Annotated in this window: 13 protein-coding genes; 6 read left to right on the top strand and 7 right to left on the bottom strand. The window is 66.9% G+C overall.

The genetic code is table 11. From position 1 onward, the window contains the following. Nucleotides 1–41: 41 nt before the first annotated feature. From HF886_RS14525 to fadD1, 4 genes are all read left to right on the top strand, one after another. The gene (locus tag HF886_RS14525) at nt 42–842 is read left to right on the top strand and encodes an SDR family NAD(P)-dependent oxidoreductase (protein WP_206038789.1); all 801 of its coding nucleotides are present in this window, start codon (nt 42–44) and stop codon (nt 840–842) included. A 135-nt stretch (nt 843–977) separates the two neighbouring features. Next, a complete protein-coding gene (locus HF886_RS14520) occupies nt 978–2,303 on the top strand; it encodes an NAD(P)-binding domain-containing protein (protein ID WP_169652660.1) in 1,326 nt (441 codons plus the stop codon). After that, nucleotides 2,300–3,271 carry an alpha/beta fold hydrolase gene (locus HF886_RS14515; RefSeq protein WP_169652659.1) on the top strand — a complete coding sequence of 324 codons (972 nt, stop codon included), beginning with the start codon at nt 2,300–2,302 and terminating at the stop codon, nt 3,269–3,271. Before HF886_RS14520 ends, HF886_RS14515 begins: the two co-directional genes overlap by 4 nt. An 11-nt stretch (nt 3,272–3,282) precedes the next feature. Beyond that, complete coding sequence (fadD1, locus tag HF886_RS14510) at nt 3,283–4,854, top strand: fatty-acid--CoA ligase FadD1 (protein ID WP_169652658.1); 1,572 nt, start codon at nt 3,283–3,285, stop codon at nt 4,852–4,854. 48 nt (nt 4,855–4,902) lie between these two features. On the opposite strand, the gene HF886_RS14505 is transcribed toward fadD1, so the two are convergent. The 5 genes from HF886_RS14505 to HF886_RS14485 form a co-directional block, all read right to left on the bottom strand. Beyond that, nucleotides 4,903–5,664 carry a hypothetical protein gene (locus tag HF886_RS14505; protein WP_169622678.1) on the bottom strand — a complete coding sequence of 254 codons (762 nt, stop codon included), beginning with the start codon at nt 5,662–5,664 and terminating at the stop codon, nt 4,903–4,905. A 126-nt stretch (nt 5,665–5,790) separates the two neighbouring features. Further along, the gene (locus HF886_RS14500) at nt 5,791–6,372 is read right to left on the bottom strand and encodes a hypothetical protein (RefSeq protein ID WP_346765373.1); all 582 of its coding nucleotides are present in this window, start codon (nt 6,370–6,372) and stop codon (nt 5,791–5,793) included. After that, nucleotides 6,369–7,226 (bottom strand): AAA family ATPase, encoded by an 858-nt coding sequence (locus HF886_RS14495; RefSeq protein WP_169622677.1) that lies wholly within the window; start codon nt 7,224–7,226, stop codon nt 6,369–6,371. Before HF886_RS14495 ends, HF886_RS14500 begins: the two co-directional genes overlap by 4 nt. A gap of 78 nt (nt 7,227–7,304) precedes the next feature. After that, nucleotides 7,305–7,724 (bottom strand): hypothetical protein, encoded by a 420-nt coding sequence (locus HF886_RS14490; RefSeq protein WP_240952687.1) that lies wholly within the window; start codon nt 7,722–7,724, stop codon nt 7,305–7,307. A 195-nt stretch (nt 7,725–7,919) separates the two neighbouring features. Continuing rightward, the gene (locus tag HF886_RS14485) at nt 7,920–9,119 is read right to left on the bottom strand and encodes a hypothetical protein (protein ID WP_169652657.1); all 1,200 of its coding nucleotides are present in this window, start codon (nt 9,117–9,119) and stop codon (nt 7,920–7,922) included. 770 nt (nt 9,120–9,889) lie between these two features. Between HF886_RS14485 and HF886_RS14480 the strand changes: the two genes are divergently transcribed. Next, nucleotides 9,890–15,367: a carboxyl transferase domain-containing protein gene (locus tag HF886_RS14480; protein ID WP_169652692.1), complete on the top strand. Its 5,478-nt coding sequence runs from the start codon at nt 9,890–9,892 to the stop codon at nt 15,365–15,367. A gap of 191 nt (nt 15,368–15,558) precedes the next feature. Next, a complete protein-coding gene (locus HF886_RS14475; protein ID WP_169652656.1) occupies nt 15,559–16,035 on the top strand; it encodes a hypothetical protein in 477 nt (158 codons plus the stop codon). Nucleotides 16,036–16,196: 161 nt separating this feature from the next. Here the strand turns inward: HF886_RS14475 and HF886_RS14470 are convergent, their stop codons facing one another. Continuing rightward, a complete protein-coding gene (locus HF886_RS14470) occupies nt 16,197–16,910 on the bottom strand; it encodes a maleylpyruvate isomerase family mycothiol-dependent enzyme (protein WP_169622674.1) in 714 nt (237 codons plus the stop codon). Nucleotides 16,911–16,923: 13 nt separating this feature from the next. Continuing rightward, nucleotides 16,924–17,745, bottom strand: coding sequence for a fumarylacetoacetate hydrolase family protein (locus HF886_RS14465; protein WP_169652655.1), 822 nt, complete (start codon nt 17,743–17,745; stop codon nt 16,924–16,926). Nucleotides 17,746–17,751 lie beyond the last annotated feature (6 nt).

Raw genomic sequence — 17,751 nt, 5'->3', positions numbered from 1 at the left:
GGTACGCGTGTTCCGGGTGTCGGCTCGAGGAGGATCGGTCCATGAACGGCAGGACAGCAGTGGTGATCGGCGGGGCGTCGGGAATCGGCTGGGCCACGGCCCGGCTTCTTCACACTCGCGGAGCGACCGTGGTGATCGCGGACATCGACGGGGCCGCCGCTCGCGCGCGGGCCGGCGAACTGGGCGCAGGCGCCCGGGCGAGCACCGCCGACGTCACCGACGAGAGCAGCGTCGAAAGGCTCTTCGCCGAGGTGGTGGCGAGCGAAGGCGCTCCGGACACGGTCGTCGAATGTGCCGGGGTGTCGATGCCGGGGCGCATCACCGACCTCGCGCTCGAGGACTGGCAGACCACGGTCGACGTGTGCCTGACCGGTGCTTTTCTGGTCATGAAGCATGCGGGGCGCGTGGTGCGCGACGGCGGCAGCATCACCACGATCGCGTCGCTCAACGGACGGCAACCCGCTCCCGGAATGGCTGCGTACTGTGCGGCGAAGGCGGGCGTCCTCATGCTCACCGAGGTTGCGGCGCTCGAACTCGGTGCACGAGGAGTACGAGTGAACGCCGTCTCCCCGGGACTGGTCGACACCCCGCTCACGGCGGGGGTCGCACTGGTGCCCGGTCTGCGCGAGGACTATCTCGAGAACACCCCTCTCGGACGCGCGGGACGTCCTGAGGAGGTCGCCGAGGTGGTCGCGTTCGTCGCCTCCGATGCGGCGACCTGGATGACCGGAGCGACGATCGACCTCAACGGCGGCGCCCACACGCGCCGCTACCCCGATCTACTCGCGCACCTCGCCGCGATGGCATCGCCGCTGCCGGACGCCACGAACCCGGGAAAGTAACCGCGATCCACGCCGGTGCGGCGGTGTGGTCCCGGCGGCGCGGACAAGGCATGGCTCTACCCGAGAACGTGTTCTACATTGTGACCGTCGTCACCGAACACTCCGGATTCACCCGACGTTGGGGGAAGGTCATACATGTCGGCACCGAGTACCGCTGTCATCGGCGCGGGAATCAGCGGCCTGACCACGAGCAAGATGCTGTCCGACTACGGCGTGCCCTACACGTGCTTCGAGATGTCCGATCGCGTGGGCGGGAACTGGGCCTTCGGTAACCCCAACGGACGCAGCAGTGCTTACCGTTCGCTGCACATCGACACGTCGAAGCATCAGTTGTCGTTCAAGGACTATCCGATGCCGGCGTCGTATCCCGATTTTCCTCACCACTCCCAGATCAAGGACTACCTCGACGGATATACCGACGCCTTCGGCCTCCGCGACAACATCGAGTTCGGCAACGAGGTGCTCCGCGCCCGGCGCCTGGACGAAGGGGGCTGGGAACTCGACCTGGCAGACGGCGGCACCCGGCGGTTCGAGTTCCTCGTTGTCGCCAACGGCCATCACTGGGACCCCCGGGTCCCCCGATTTCCGGGCGACTTCACCGGGGTGGCGATGCACTCCCACCACTACATCGATCCGCAGACCCCGCTCGATTTCGCGGGCAAGCGCATTCTTGTCGTCGGCATCGGCAACAGTGCCGCCGACATCGCCGTCGAACTGTCGTCGAGAACGCTTCGGACGGAGGTGACGCTCTCGACTCGGTCGAGTGCGTGGATCGTTCCCAAGTACATCGCCGGGCGCCCCGCCGACAAGTACTACCGGACGGTGCCCTACGTACCGCTGGCCTGGCAGCGCAAGCTCGCACAGTGGGGGCAACCCCTGCTCTCCGGCAGGCCGGAGTTGTACGGTCTTCCGTCGCCCAACCACAAATTCTTCGAAGCCCACCCCACGCAGTCGGTGGAGTTGCCACTGCGTCTGGGGTCGGGCGACATCACCCCGAAACCCGACATCGAGCGGTTCGACGGCCGCACAGTGCATTTCGTCGACGGTAGCTCGACCGAGATCGATATCGCCGTCTACGCGACCGGTTACAACATCACGTTCCCGTTCTTCGAACCCGCTTTCCTCAGTGCGCCGGACAATCACATCGCGCTCTACAAACGGATCTTCGCACCGGGACTCCCCGACCTCGCCTTCGCCGGTTTCGCACAGGCGACGCCGACGCTGTTCCCCTTCGTCGAATGTCAGGCGCGGGTGATCGCCGCGTATGCCGTCGGCCGCTACGCACTGCCCGCGGACGACGAGATGGAACGGGTCATCGTCGCGGACCAGCAGAAATTCACCGGGCACATGCTGGATCGTCCACGGCACACCCAGCAACTCGATTATTTCGCGTACGAGCACGACATCCGCACACACGAACTGCCGGCCGGACTTGCCCGTGCCCACGGAGGCGACCGATGACATTCCACTCCTTGCAGTTCCGGTCACGCGACGCCGATGTCGACGCCTGGCACTTCCCCGCGAAACCGGGACGGCTCGACGCGTCCGGACGAGCGCCGGTCGTCATCATGGCGCACGGACTCGGAGGAACGAAGGACTCCGGACTCACCCCGTTCGCGGAACGCTTCGCCGATGCGGGGATGCACGTCGTGGCGTTCGACTACCGGGGGTTCGGCTCGTCCGGCGGGGACGACCGTCAGCGCGTGGACCTCGACGGCCAACTGGCCGATTACCGCGCCGCGATCGACGCGGCGCGGCGCCTCGACGGAGTGGACCCGGATCGCGTCGTACTGTGGGGTGTCTCGCTGTCGGGCGGTCATGTCCTGACGATCGCCGCACACGACTCGGGTATCGCAGCGGTTGTGGCACTCACACCGCTGGTCGACGGCCTCGCCGCCGGACTGCTCGCCGCGCGCCACACACCGGCGGCGAGCCTGCTGAGATCCACCGCCACGGGCGTTCGAAGCAAAATCGGGTCACGAATCGGTCGCGGTGCCAACATGATTCCGCTGGTCGGGGAACCCGGCGACATCGCAGCGTTGAATCTCGACGGGCATCGCGAGGGTTATCTCGCCATCGCGGGCCCGACGTGGCGCAACGAAGTCGACGCGACGATCGTGCTGGAACTCGGTACCTACCGCCCCGGCCGCCACGCCGCGTCGATCCGGTGCCCGGTACTGGTGCAGATCGCGGACTTCGATCGCAGTGCGCCACCCCACTCCGCTGCCCAGGCGGCCTTCCGGGCGCGCGCCGAGGTTCGCCATTATCCCTGCGACCACTTCGACGTGTGGCCCGGGAAAGACTGGTTCGAGCCGGCAGTGACGCACCAGATCTTCTTCCTGACAAGGCATCTCGCGGACTCTTCGACTCCGAAGCCGGACACCCCCGAGGTCTCCGGCGACCCCGTCTCTCCCCTCCCACCACACTGAGGACGATCACCATGGCCGACACCGTTCAGCAGGCACTGCGCGCACTACTCGACGACGACACCGCGGCGATCGTTCACGACACCGGACGCTGGACCTGGCGAGAGCATCTGACGGAGGCGTCGGCTCAGGCCTCGGCACTGCTTTCGATTCTCGACCACACCCGGCCGGTGCATGTCGGCACGCTACTCGGCAATACACCCGACATGCTGCACGCTGTGGCGGCCGCAGGGCTCGGAGGGTTCCCCCTCGTCGGCATCAACACCACGCGACGCGGCGAGAGCCTGGCCGGAGACATCCGACGCGCCGATTGCCAGGTGGTGCTCACCGATCCGGCGCATGCCCCGCTCCTCGACGGACTCGATCTCGGCGACATCACGGTGCTCGACGTCGCGAGCCCGCAGTGGCGGTTGCTGGTCGAAGGTGCGCCTCCCCTCGAGCCGTACCGCGAGGTGGAGATGATGGACCCGTTCATGCTGATCTTCACCTCCGGTACGAGCGGCGACCCCAAACCCGTTCTGCTCGCTCAGATCATGGTGATCTTCGCGGGCAACAACCTGGTGTCGCGCTTCTCGATCACCTCGGACGACATCGCCTACCTGTCGATGCCGATGTTCCACTCGAACGCGATCCTCGCCGGGTGGTGCGTGTCGCTGTGCAGCGGCGCAGCCATGGCGCCGGCGACGTTCTCCGCGTCGGCCTTTCTCGACGACATCCGCCGCTACGGAGCGACATACATGAACTACGTCGGCAAGCCTCTCGCATACCTTCTGGCGACGACCGAACAGAAGGACGATGCCGACAATCCGCTGCGGGTGGCCTTCGGCAACGAGGCCACCGACCGCGACATCGACGAGTTCGCGAGGCGGTTCGGGTGCACCGTATGGGACGGCTTCGGTTCGACGGAGACAGCCGTCATCATCACCCGCGAGGAGGGCACGCCCGAAGGCTCCATCGGAAAAGGACTCGCCGGGGTGGAGGTGTACGACTCCGTCACCGTCACGCAGTGCGCACCTGCCGAGTTCGACCACAACGGTGCCTTGAGCAACGCGGACAAGGCCATCGGCGAACTCGTCAACACGCAAGGGGGCGGCTTCTTCACCGGCTACTACAACGATCAGGAGTCGACCGACGAGCGGATGCGGCACGGCATGTTCTGGTCGGGAGATCTGGCATACAAGGACGCCGAAGGCTGGATCTATCTCGCCGGCCGCACCGCGGACTGGATGCGCGTGGACGGTGAGAACCTCGCGGCGGCACCGATCGAACGGATCCTCCAGCGGCTCCCGCAACTGAGCCGGGTCGCGGTCTACGGTGTTCCCGACGAACACGTCGGCGACCAGGTGATGGCAGCCATGGTGCTCCGCGACGACACCACACTCACCCCGGATGAGTTCTCCGAATTCCTTGCTGCTCAGGCAGATCTGTCACCGAAGGCGTGGCCGCGCCACGTCCGGATCGACGCCGACCTGCCGGTCACCGCGACCAACAAGATCCTCAAACGCGAACTGAAGGAGCAGGGAACAACCGCCGGAGCCGGCGCGCTGTGGTTGCGGACGGGTACCGACTACACCCCGGTGTCGTAACCGCCCGGCCACGCGGGCACGGGTCGCGCAGGGCCGCTCGCCGACCGCTCAGCTGCTACGTGCGAGGTACTCACCGAGCGCGGGGGCCTTCGGTCCGTCGAGACGCCAGAACGTGTCTCCGTCGTGCGACTCGATGTCGCCGCTGAGGAAACCCGCGACAGCGTCGGCGGCGGTGGTGGGGTCGGGGAAACGTCGCCCCTCCATCGGTCCCCGCGTGATCTCGAGCGCGCCCGTAGTCGTGTCGAAGCGTCCCTGCACGCGGTAACCGCCGACATCGGCGCACACCGCGACGCGCGGGTCGACCTCTTCCGGCTGCGCTGCGGGACGCGCTGCGGGGGCTGCCGTCCGGCGGGGGCTGCGCCGCGTGGGAGCGCACGTACGAGTGGTGTCCTTGACCGCGTCGAGCCCCAGCAGGTCCCAGCGGTCGAGGCCGTGCGCAACGCCACTGAGCGGGATGGGATGACTCCCGGTCGCGGTCCGGCCCGGGCGCTCGGTGAGCCACAGCGCGACCTCTTCCTCGATCCCGGCCTCGATCTCGGCCGACTCGACGATATAGAACGCGGGGGGCTTCTGCCCGAGGTCGACGAAGACCCAGTGCGACGACCCGGTCTCGTCGCTGCCGGCGATGCCGTCCTGCCGACGTGCGAGCCACGGTCCGCCCTCGGTGGTCCGCACGCGGACCACCCGCTTGACCCCGTCCGTACCGCGGACCTTGACGGTGCGCTGGTCGTCGAGAGGTTCTGCGCGTCCGCCGCGCTGTTGAACGTCCGTCACAAAAGCGGCCATGCCCTGACCTGCGATATCACCCATGCCTGCTGTCCTTCTCTCGTGCACGAAAACCGACGCGAGGTGGCGTGACGGCGTCGCCGCACAACTCGGGGGGTCTGCTGGTAACCCTACGGGTCTCAGCCTGGTAACGACAGTTTCTGTGAAGCATCACCGAAATGCGTCCCCCTTCGTGGTCAGGGCTTTGACCCGTTCGACGATGCGATCACGCAGTTTCGAGGGCGTGCGCCACCGCATCGCGAGCTTGTCGTAGTCCATCGCGTGCTCGGCGATGATGTCCTTGAGCCGCTCCGCGTCGAGGACGTCGAGTTGCACCCGCAGCCCGGGCTCGCCGGCTTCGCGGTAGACAGCGAACGGGTCGAACGGGCCGGGCGCGCGCTTGCCGCGACGAGCAGGCGCTTTCTGCGCCGGGGCTACGCTCCCTTCCGGGGCTGTGTCGTGAGCCGGGGCTGTGTTTTCGGGGTCCGCCGCACCGAGCGCATATCGGACGTTCCAGGCGCCTCCTGGCCCGGATGCCGGTCCCGCTCCCGGTGACAACGCTCCCTGCGAGAGCACGGTCGACAGCGACTTCGCGAAGCGGGGCGTACGGGCCGCTTCGTCGGCGACGACCCGGACGAGCGCGACGAGTTGTCCCGCCGTCCCCGGCGCGGTGTCGTCGAGCCTGAGCAGTGCCGCGGTCGCTTCGCCGATCTGCATGCGCAGACGAGCCTCGCCGGTGTCCGGTTTCGTCACAGGTACACCTGCGCGTTCATCAGAATCGTCTCGGTGAGAATCCGCAGCGCGTCGAACTGCCCCGTGTTGCCGTACTTGCGTTTGAGAGTGCCGTACGGCACGAACTCCGCGGAGGCGGCGATCTGGTTCGCTTCCGGAACCCACGCGGGTACGACATCGGCGATCCGGTCGTCACGCTGCAACTGTTCGATGATGCTGCGGTGGAGGTTGGAAGCGCTGCGATACTTCGTGATGACCAGACCGATTTCCCGGAGGGGATGACCCGTGCGCTGCGCAAACTCCTGAATACGCTTCTGCAGCTGGGGAATTCCGTACGTCGACAGGATGTCCGGGATAGTCGGGATCAGATACCCGTCGGCCGATCTCAAACCGTTAAGCGTGAGCATGCCCAGGTTGGGCGGGCAGTCGAGGAGTATGTAGTCGTATCGATCGGCGATCGGTTCGATCGCCTTCGTGAGGATCTCGATCGGCCGATGCGACCCCGGGTCCGCATACTGCCGGTGGCTGAGACCCTCCTGGATCTCGATGAGATCGAGCGAGGACGCCAGGAGATCCACCCCGCGCACGGCCCGGACCGGCGAGACGTCGTGCTGAAGGGCCTTCTCGATGTCGAACGAGGCGGTATCGGATTCGATCGCACCCCGGAACAGCGCCGCAAGGGTGCGGTCGAGCTCGTTGAGTTCCTTCCAGCGCTCCTCACCGATCATCATGGTGGTGAGGTTCGTCTGGGGGTCGAGGTCGACGAGCAGTACCCGCTGCCCGAACTCGGCGGCCATGAACTCGCCCAACGCCGCGGTCGTCGTGGTCTTACCGACGCCACCTTTCAGGTTGATCGTCGCGATTACCCGCGCCACCGTGCACCTCTTCGGAAAGATCGACTGCTCTTCCGATAGAAACGTACACCGCGATCCGGACAAACATGACGTCCGGTCTTATCTGCCCTTCGCCTCGACACCGACTCTCTCCAGCCCGCCCGAGGTATCCGCGCGGACGACCGAGTCGGCAGTTGCGAACCCGCTGAGCGCAAGCGCAGGCGCGCGGTCGACGACCGCGTGCACCACGCGCCCTTCCGACATGAACACGATCATCCCTTCGGCGCCCACCGTCGGGAGGTCCTTCCACACGAGACCCGAGGTATCGAGGATGCGGTTGACCTCGCTCATGAGCAGAGGAACACGGAAGTAGTACATCCGGTCCCAGTCCTCCCCCTGCAGGTCCGCAACCTGCGCGAGATCACCCAGCGTGCGTTCCTGACCGCCGGCGAGCACCTCGCTGAACGCTGATTCGAGCTGGGGATCGTCGACCACCGTCACCGCAGGATCCCCCCCGCATCCTGCGATGACCATCGCCATGACTCCGGCTGCTACCCCTGCCGATACCCGTCGTGCAAACACCCACGCCACCCCCGTCATTCGACCCCCAGATGAACGCGAGGAAGTTACCACCGAATCGGACATTTGCACCAGTGAGGCGTCTCACATTTTGGGGACTGGGTGGCCGGACCCTGCCACACGCGGGAAACCTGTGACCGGACACAACGGACACGGTCAATCCTTGCCGGTGAGCTCCGCAATGTCGCTCCGGAGCGCGGTGTGCAGCGAACCGATGAGTTCCGCGGCCGACCCGAACTGGTCGCCGACGAAGTCGGTGTTCTCGGCCGAGAGCTCGCGCGCGCCCGACCGCCCGATGAGATCGTCGATACGCTCGTCGAGGCTCGCGGTGCGGCGTGCGACATCGACCATGCCCATCCGGCTTTCCGCGTTTCCGAGCAGATCGCCGATCCTGGCGAGCGCCGCCACCCGGGCGAGAAGCTGGTCCCACACGGGATCGAGCGCCGCGACCCGCGCGTCCAGCGCAGCCCGTGCGCCGGCGCCCCGTTCGCCCGGGATACTCCCGATCGCGGCGCCCAATTCCGCGAGCAGTCCGCGCAACGACACCGTATCGACGGCGATCTGAGTGATTTCCTCGGCCAGATCGAGCTGGGCCCGCTGTACCGCGAAGTACTCGGAGCGCCACGCCGCCGACGACTCGATCCGGTCGTAGAGGGAGCCCGCCAGGAACAACAGGGTGTCGTACCGGTCGACGAACCGGTCGTCGTCCTCCGGCATCCGGCGCGCGAGGAGATCGGCCGCTCGACGGCCGGCGTCTGCGGCGGGGGTGCGCTCCGACCACCGCGACACACGGTCCACCGCCACGGACAGGGCGGCACCTCGGGCCTGTTCGGCGGGCGCGACCGGCAGCGGCGCCGGAGTCTGCCGCAACGCCGCGAACAACGCTTCTCGCTGATCGAGTTCGAGGTGGAGCCCATCGCGGCGATCCCTGCGAACCGCACGCACACCCTGCGCGTAGTGCGACGGCGAATGCACGATGGTCTGCTCGGCAGCGCGGAGGCGCTTGGCGAGTTCGTTCGCGCGGTATTCGAGGACCAGGCGGGCGGCCCCGGGACGCTGCTTGCCCAGGCGGGCCACGAGATGAGCATGCTCGTCGGAGAGAAGGCGCAACGCTCCGAAACCGTCGACGGTGGGGAATCGCCGACCGGCACGCCGCCGGTTCGCGAGGACCGTGCGTGCCGATTCGTCGAGATGACCCGCGGCCAGCGCGAGTGCCGCCGCATCCGAGAGCGGGCCGTGCCTGCCGTCGATGGCACACCGGTCGCACCAGCGGCGCACCTGTCCCGCGATGCGTTTCCGTCGCAGGCCGGGCGTTTCGAACTCGTCGGATACTTCGGGTCGGTCTGAGCCGGGCATCGGGGCCTCCTCGTCGCCTTACTGTCTTCCACTGTCCCAGAAAACCGCGGTCTTCGATCGGCCCGGCGACGGACCTCGCACTGCCCGGACGAGACTTCGGCACGCGCGTGCGGGCGCATCAGTTCGATTGAGCGGACGCCGTATTCACCATTCGTGATCGATGTCACAGAAAGAGCCGGGCACGATCCTCCATCGGTCCACATGCGCTCGTGGATTGTCAAAATCGTTGCGGCACAAACGCCTACCCGGCGGTACGACGAGGGCAGTCGGCCCCGCTGCAAGTTACCCACCGGTGTTACCGCGCGGTACGAGCGAACGAGCCCACCGCAGCCGGCCTTCTTTCCCGCGGACGACCCCCGAAAAGCCCTGTACGGCAACGTTCGAGACCCGAAAAAGGAACGGTTTCCGCAGGTCACGCCGATTCGGGAAGCCAAACGTGACAAAGCCTCATGTTTCGGCCATGCTGTTACCCGTACGGGGCGTTTCCATCCGCACGGGGGTGTGTGTCGTCGATGGCGACGGCCACCGGATGAGGACAGGGGCGCGTTCGCACCGCCTTGACGATTCGGTTCGACAGAACCACAGCGTCGGCGATCGACACACGCATGCCCACCACACAGCACGAGGAGCCGACCGATCGATGTTCCCGCTCACGTTTACCGATCCGTGACGTAGGAACCGAAGACCGGATAAATTGTCTTCCTCATCGGGGTGGAGCTTTCGACGCGCGGCACCCACGCGCACAACCATGGAGAACGGTGGCAACGAGTATGTTCAAGCGGATCGCAGTGGTCAACCGGGGTGAGGCGGCAGTCCGCCTCATCCGGGCAGTCCGGGAGCTCAACTCCGAACACGGCTACGGCATCAAGACGATCGCTCTGCACACGGACGCCGAACGCCGTGCCATGTTCGTCCGTCAGGCCGACGAAGGCGTCACCCTTCGCCCTTCGACGACGGCCGCGACTTCCTACCTCGATCACGCAGAACTCGAGCGCGCACTCCTCGAAGCGAAAGCCGACGCAGTCTGGGTCGGCTGGGGATTCGTGGCGGAAGATCCCGTCTTCGCCGACCTGTGCGCGCGGCTGAACATCACATTCATCGGTCCGTCCGCGGATGCGATGCGTCTCCTCGGTGACAAGGTCGAAGCCAAACTGCTCGCCGAGAAGGTCGGGGTGCCGGTCGCCCCGTGGTCCGGCGGACCCGTGGAGTCCCGCGCCGATGCGCGTCGTCATGCCCAGGCCATCGGTTACCCGCTCATCATCAAAGCGCGCTCCGGCGGCGGCGGTCGCGGCATCCGCAAGGTCTACGCCGAAGACGAACTCGAACTGGCACTCGAGCGCACGCAGGGCGAAGCCGAACGGTCCTTCGGCGACCCCGTGGTCTTCATCGAACGCCTCGTCACCGACGCGCGCCACGTCGAGGTGCAGGTCATCGCCGACACGCACGGCAACGTGTGGGCTCCCGGCGTGCGTGACTGCTCCATCCAGCGCAAGAACCAGAAGGTCATCGAGGAATCGGCTTCCCCGCTGCTCACCGCGGAACAGTCCGACCACCTGCGCTCGGTGTCCGCCGACCTCGTCCGGGCCGCGGGATACTGCGGCGCCGGAACCGTCGAGTACCTCTACCAGCCGCACTTGAAGACGTTCACCTTCCTCGAGGTCAACACCCGCCTGCAGGTCGAACACCCCATCACCGAGGTCACCACCGGCATCGACCTCGTCAAACTCCAGATCCTCGTCGCCTCCGGAGAGCCCCTCGTGGGTGACTGCCCGCCGGAATTCGGCCACGCGGTCGAGGCACGGCTCAACGCCGAGGATGCCGCCAACGGCTTCGCGCCCGCGCCCGGCACGGTGCAACTGCTCAAATTCCCGCTGGGGTCCGGCCTGCGGGTGGACACGGGCATCGCGCAGGGAGACGTGATTCCTCCCGACTACGACTCGATGGTCGCCAAGGTCATCGCTTGGGGACGGAACCGCGGCGAAGCGCTCGCACGCCTGCGCACCGCCCTGCGAGAAACCACGGTCGTCCTCGACGGAGGCACCACGACCAAATCGTTCCTGCTCGACCTGCTCGACCGCCCGGAGGTCGTCGACGCGTCCGCCGACACCGGCTGGCTCGACCGCTCCGGTGCCGGCAGCGAGTCCGGGCCGACGCGAGTCGCCGACATCGCACTCGTCGCAACCGCCGTCGATGTCTACAACGCCGACGAAGCCCGCGAGCGCACCGCGTTCCTCGCGTCCGCACGCGGCGGCCGGCCACGCGCCGGACATGCCGTCGGCCGCAAGATCGAACTGAGCTACCAGGGTCAGGCGTACGAACTCGTGGTCGGCCAGGTCGGACCGCACCGCTACCGGCTCGACACCGGAGTGACCGAGTTCGACGTCGAACTCGAACGTCTCGGAGACTACGAATCGCGGCTCACGCTCGACGGTCGCCGCCACCACGTCGTCTCGATAGCCGGGCCCGCCCATTTCCTCGTCGAGGTCGACGGGATCAGCCACCAGATCAGCCAGGACGAGGCCGGAGTCGTCCGCACTCCGGCGCCCGCTGTCGTCGTTGCCGTCCCCGTCGCGGTCGGCGACGAGGTCGAAGCCGGGCAGACGCTCGTCGTTCTCGAGTCGATGAAGATGGAGACCGCGGTCCGCGCTCCGTTCGCCGGTAAGGTCCGCGAGATCCTCGCCGTCGTCAACGCCCAGGTGGACGCCGGCGCCCCGCTGCTGCGCGTCGACCAGATCGTCGAAGAAGTCGTCACCGAAGCCGTCGAGCGCGTGGAGTTCCCCACCCCCGGACCGGCGCTCAGCGACGATCTCGCTGCGGATGCGCTGGCGCGGCTCGATTCGCTCGGAGCGCTCATCACCGGGTACGACGTCTCGGCCAAACGGACCGCGGCGCTTCTCGCCGAGTACGAGCGTCTCTCGGCAGGTGTGCGGTCGTGTGATCTCGTGCGCGCCGAACTCGCTCTGCTGACCACGTTCGCAGACGTCTGCGACCTTTCGCGCAACCGTCCGACCGACGAAGAGCGGAACACCGAAGACCGCGTGCACAGCCCCCGCGAGTTCTTCCACGGCTATCTGCAGTCGCTCGACGTCGAAGTAGGCGGTCTGCCCGACAGCTTCCGTGCTCGCCTCTCGCGCGCGTTGCGCCATTACGACGTGACCGACCTCGCGCGCACCCCCGACCTCGAAGACGCCGTATACCGGCTGTTCCTCGCGCTCGAACGTATCGAGACGCACGTGCCGGTCGTCACCGCACTGCTCGAGCGCTGGACCGACCGCCACGACACGGAGGCCGGCGTCTCCCACGAACTCAACGAAGTCCTCGACCGGTTGATCGTCGCGACGCAGGTCCGCTTCCCGGTCATCGGCGACACCGCACGCAACTTGCGCTACAGCTACTTCGAAGAGCCGATGATCCGGAAGGCGCGCGAGCAGGTGTACGACGGGGTGCGCGGTTCGCTCGCCTACCTCGCCGAGCACCCGCAGGCTGCCGACTACTCGCAGCGCATCGAGTCCCTCGTCACCACGCCCGAACCTCTCATCGACCTTCTCGCCCAGCAGATTTCACGCCCCGGCACCGTCCCCGGTCCGCTGCTCGAAGTCATCACGCGACGCGCCTACAAGATCCGGACCCTCGAGGACGTGCGGTCGTGCGTCGTCGACGGGCGCCAATTCGTCACCGGTAACTTCGATCTGCGGGGTACCCGGCTGTACCTGATCTCCGCGGAGACATCGCATTCCGGCCTCACCTCGGTACTCGACGCAATCGAGCAATCGGCGTCGACGCTGCCCGGTGTCGAGAACCTGGTGATCGACCTGTACGTCGCCTGGGAGGACGCGCCGGCCGACGCGGACGCTCAGGCCGCGGCGCTGTCCTCGGTCCTGTCCACCCGCGAGATCATCGCGCGCGCACGACGCGTGACGGTGACGGTGTGCCACACCGATATCGCCGAAGAGCACGTATTCACCTTCCGCGCCTACGAATCCGGGTACGCCGAGGAAAGCAATATCCGCGACATCCACCCGTTGACGGGGCAGCGTCTCGATCTGTGGCGACTGAAGAACTTCGACGGCACGCGCCTGCCCTCCAACCCGGACACGTACCTCTATCACATTGTCGCGCGGGACAATCCGTCCGACGAGCGCTTCATCGCCCTCACCGAGGTGCGGGATCTGACCCAGCAGCGCGACGACAGCGGCCGGATCGTGAGCCTGCCCGCCTTCGAACGTGCCCTCGCGAGTTCGCTCGACGGCATGCGCCGCGCCCAGGCCGCACGCGGTGGACGACGCCTCGATACGAACCGTGTGGTCCTCTACGTCTGGCCCGTCGTCGACCTCGACGTGAAGGATCTGCGCCGGATCGCCCGCAGTGCCGCACCGTTGACCGTGGGTGCGGGCCTCGAGGAGATCACCGTCATCGGATGGTTGCGCGAGAACCCGGGTCAGCCCGCGCGTGAAGTCGCGTTGCGCTTCTCGTACCGCTCCGGCGCCGGTGTCGTCGTGCGGGTCACCGAGCCGCCCAAGGAACCGCTCAAGCCGCTCGACGAGTACACCCAGAAGGTGCAGCGCTCGCGGGCCCGCGGAACCGTGTACCCCTACGAGCTGATTCCGCTGCTGACCGGCAGCGACGGTACGTTCGTCGAGTACGACTTCGACGAGCAGGGACAGTTCGGCGCCGTCGACCGCCCGTACGGCCGCAACACCGCCGGCCTCATCGTCGGCATCGTGGACACTCCGACGCCCCGCTATCCCGAGGGCATGACCCGGGTTGCTCTGTTCGGAGATCCCACCAAGGCACTGGGCACCGTCGCCGAAGCCGAGTGCTCGCGCCTGGTGGCCGCGATCGACCTTGCCGAGAGTCTCGGTGCGCCGGTCGAGTGGTTCGCGTTGTCGTCGGGTGCCACGATCTCGATGGACTCGGGTACCGAGAACATGGACTGGGTGTCGCGGGGTCTGCGCCGCATCATCACGTTCACCCAGAACGGCGGCGAGATCAACATCGTCGTGACCGGTATCAACGTCGGGGCGCAGCCGTACTGGAACGCCGAGGCGACGATGCTCATGCACACCAAGGGCATTCTCGTCATGACCCCGGACAGCGCGATGGTGCTCACCGGTAAGCAGTCGCTCGACTACTCCGGTGGAGTGTCCGCGGAGGACAACTTCGGTATCGGCGGATACGACCGCGTGATGGGTCCGAACGGCCAGGCCCAGTACTGGGCGCCGAATCTCCGAGTAGCGGTCGAAACCCTCTTTGCGCACTACGCGCACGCCTATGTCGCTCCCGGCGAGCGCTTCCCGCGCAAAGCCGACTCCGCCGACCCGGTCGATCGCGACGTGCGCCTCTACCCGCACGTCCACCCGTCGAGCGACTTCACCACGGTCGGCGAGATCTTCTCGTCCGACACCAATCCGGATCGCAAAAAGCCGTTCGACATCCGCACCGTGATGCGCTCGGTCGTCGACCAGGACCACGCCGTGCTCGAACGGTGGGCCGACATGGCCGACGCCGACACCTCGGTGGTCTTCGACGCGCACCTGGGCGGTACCCCGGTCAGCGTGATCGGGATCGAGTCGCGCGCCATCCCCCGCAAGGGCTGGTTCCCGACAGACGGGCCGGACCAATGGACGTCCGGGACGTTGTTCCCGAAGTCGTCGAAGAAGACGGCCCGCGCCATCAATGCCGCAAGCGGAAACAGGCCGCTCGTGGTGCTCGCGAATCTGTCGGGCTTCGACGGATCACCCGAGTCGCTGCGCAACCTGCAGCTCGAGTACGGCGCCGAAATCGGCCGGGCCATCGTCAATTTCGACGGTCCCATCGTCTTCGTGGTGGTGTCCCGGTACCACGGCGGAGCATTCGTCGTGTTCTCGGGCGCACTGAACGAAAACATGGAAGTACTTGCGGTCGAAGGCTCGTTCGCGTCCGTTCTCGGCGGCGCTCCCGCTGCCGCGGTGGTCTTCACCCGGGACGTCAACAAGCGCACGGCGAGCGATCCCCGCATCACGGAGATCGAGTCACGTCTGGCGGCAGCCGAAGACGGGGAGAAGTCCCGTCTCGGTGTCGAACTGGGCGCCTTGCGCGTCGCGGTACGGTCCGAAAAGCTCGGCGAGGTCGCTGCGGAGTTCGAGGCGATCCACAACATCCAGCGTGCCCAGCGGATGGGCTCGGTGCACCGGATCGTTCCCGCCGCCGAACTGCGCCCGCAGATCATCGCTGCCGTGCAGCGAGGAATGGCGAAATCGCTCGCCTGACACGGCCGAGCACAGGGGGCCCGCACCGATCGGTGCGGGCCCCCTGTGTGTGTGCCTCCGGACACAAGACCCTGTGCAGCACAACCCATCCGGTCCGAAATGCACGTCGATTTCTGACTTCTTTCTCAGGAATGTTTCATGTCCCGCTCCTACCTTCGGTACTGAGGACCAGTAAGGAAAGGGGTGCGGAAATGCGCATCGACAAGCGATGGCTCATCGCGGGTGTCGCGGCAGTGGCCGTGGCAGCCGGTTCGGTGGGGATCGCAACCGCAGTGGACTCCAACGAGCCCACAGGTCCGGGCCAGGTGACGGCACAGACCCAGGACGGCACGCAGGAAGCGGAGGACGGCCAGGACACCCACGACTCCACCGATCGGGGCCGCGAACGTCCGGACTCGGCGACGGCTCCGGACGCGCAGCGTGATGTCGAACGCGAACCGGGTGACCGCACGCGCCACGGCGGAGAGCGGCCCGACGGACCGCGAGGACCGCATTCGGACCGCGAGACCGGACCCGAGGAGGGTGGCGGACCTCGTGCAGAGCGCGGACCGGGCGACGGCTTGCGCGACGAGCGCGGACCCGGTGCCCACCATCGTGAGCACGACCGGGAGCACCCGGACCACGACTCCGGACCTCAGGACACCGAGCAGGACGGTACGCACACCTAGGCCCCTGCTCGCCGTCCGGCGAGGTGGACCACCGGAACGAAGAGCCCTTCCGCGCGTGCGCGGAGGGCTCTTCGTGCCTCGGTCGCTGTCGACCGGTTAGGTCACACCATGGCGAAGGCCCCTTCCATCTCGGATGGAAGGGGCCTTTCGTCTCGATCGGATCAGAGCCAGCGCGGGGGCGTCAGGTCTCCGGCTTCGACGCCGACGGCGCCGCGTCCGGCAGCCCACCGCACCACTGAGGGAAGCGAACCGCGCACCACGTGGATGGCTTCCGCGTCCGGCGTCACGGCGATCGTGCTGCCGCCGTCGACCTCGAGTGCGATACCCGCGCCGAGTTCCTTCTTCCGCCACATGCCGACGATGTCGTCGAGCAGCGACTCGAGGACCACCTTCGGGAAATCACCGAAGCGTCCGCCGTTGTCGAGATCCACCGCGTGGATCCAGACCTCACGCGTGCGCATCCAGACAGTTTCCTCGGCAGGAACCAAGCGGCCCTGTGCGGTCCGGACCTGCGCCTGCCACGCGGACTCCGGCAGGTGACGCCACTTCTCGTCGAGCCGGGCCACGGTGTGAGCGAACAGGTTACGAAGCGCGGCGGGACTCAGCGTGGCGCCCTCGGCGATCTCCTGCGCCCGCTGCTCGGTGGAGGCGTACATCGGGGTCTCCACACCGGTGGCAGCCCAATCCATCAACCGGCACAGTGCGGCCGCGTTGTACCCGATATGCGCCGTCAGGTGCTGGCGGGTCCACCCGTCGAGGAGGGTGGGTCCGGCGAGTTCGTCGTCGGTCAGTTCCGCGAGCCGCTGCGACAGGTACGCCGTGCCGCGCCGTGCGATGAGCAGGCGTTCGGAGAGTTCGAGATCGTTGAATCCCACGGTCTTCCTTCTCCTACTTGATGATCGTCTTGTTCTTGACGGACCCGAGGCCCTCGATGGTGACCTCGCAGACGTTGCCGTCCTGGATGTAGCGTGCCGGCTTGCGGGCATGGCCCACGCCACCTGTGGTGCCGGTGATGATGACGTCGCCCGGCTGCAGCGTGACGATGTGCGAGATGTAGTCCACCAGCTTGGCCGGGGTGAACACCAGATCGTTGGTGTTCGACGACTGCATGACCTCACCCTCGAGGCGGGTTTCGATCTTGGTGCCGAGCTTGTAGTCGGTGTCGAGGACGGGGCCGAAGCCGCTGGTCTTCTCGAAGGTCTTGCCCTGGTCCCACTGCAGCGTGCGGTACTGGTAGTCGCGCATCGTGTAGTCGTTGATGACCGAGTAACCCGCGATGTACTCCTCGGCGTCGGCCTCGGACACCTGGTACGCCTGCTTGCCGATGACCACGGCGAGTTCGGCTTCCCAGTCGAGCTGCGAACCGGCGTACGCCGGGACGATCACGTCGTCGTACGGGCCGGTGAGGGCCTCCTTGAACTTCGAGAACAGCGTCGGGAACTCGGGGAGTTCGCGACCCATCTCCTGGATGTGGGTGGCGTAGTTGAGTCCGACGCACACGATCTTGCCGGGGCTGGGGACGACGGGTGCGTAGTCGGCATCGGCGAGGTCGACGGTCTTGCCCGTTGCCTTCTCGGCGACGGCCTTCCAGTCTGCGTCGTTCAGCAGTTCGGACAGATCGGCGTAGCCGTCGATCACGGTGGCGGTGGAGTCGTCGTCGACACGCACCGCAGCGGTTGCGCCGTCGAGTCGGAGAGTTGCAAGTCGCATGGTGGG

The organism is Rhodococcus sp. 105337 (assembly GCF_012844225.1).
Lineage (GTDB): Bacteria > Actinomycetota > Actinomycetes > Mycobacteriales > Mycobacteriaceae > Rhodococcus.
Note: the sequence above shows the minus strand (reverse complement) of the source record. Positions and strands in the feature narration are given on the sequence as shown.

Coding starts and splice junctions, on each gene's coding strand:
- HF886_RS14525 (WP_206038789.1), top strand. CDS start 42: ATGAACGGCAGGACAGCAGTGGTGATCGGCGGGGCGTCGGGAATCGGC.
- HF886_RS14520 (WP_169652660.1), top strand. CDS start 978: ATGTCGGCACCGAGTACCGCTGTCATCGGCGCGGGAATCAGCGGCCTG.
- HF886_RS14515 (WP_169652659.1), top strand. CDS start 2,300: ATGACATTCCACTCCTTGCAGTTCCGGTCACGCGACGCCGATGTCGAC.
- fadD1 (WP_169652658.1), top strand. CDS start 3,283: ATGGCCGACACCGTTCAGCAGGCACTGCGCGCACTACTCGACGACGAC.
- HF886_RS14505 (WP_169622678.1), bottom strand. CDS start 5,664: ATGGGTGATATCGCAGGTCAGGGCATGGCCGCTTTTGTGACGGACGTT.
- HF886_RS14490 (WP_240952687.1), bottom strand. CDS start 7,724: ATGGCGATGGTCATCGCAGGATGCGGGGGGGATCCTGCGGTGACGGTG.
- HF886_RS14485 (WP_169652657.1), bottom strand. CDS start 9,119: ATGCCCGGCTCAGACCGACCCGAAGTATCCGACGAGTTCGAAACGCCC.
- HF886_RS14480 (WP_169652692.1), top strand. CDS start 9,890: ATGTTCAAGCGGATCGCAGTGGTCAACCGGGGTGAGGCGGCAGTCCGC.
- HF886_RS14475 (WP_169652656.1), top strand. CDS start 15,559: ATGCGCATCGACAAGCGATGGCTCATCGCGGGTGTCGCGGCAGTGGCC.
- HF886_RS14465 (WP_169652655.1), bottom strand. CDS start 17,745: ATGCGACTTGCAACTCTCCGACTCGACGGCGCAACCGCTGCGGTGCGT.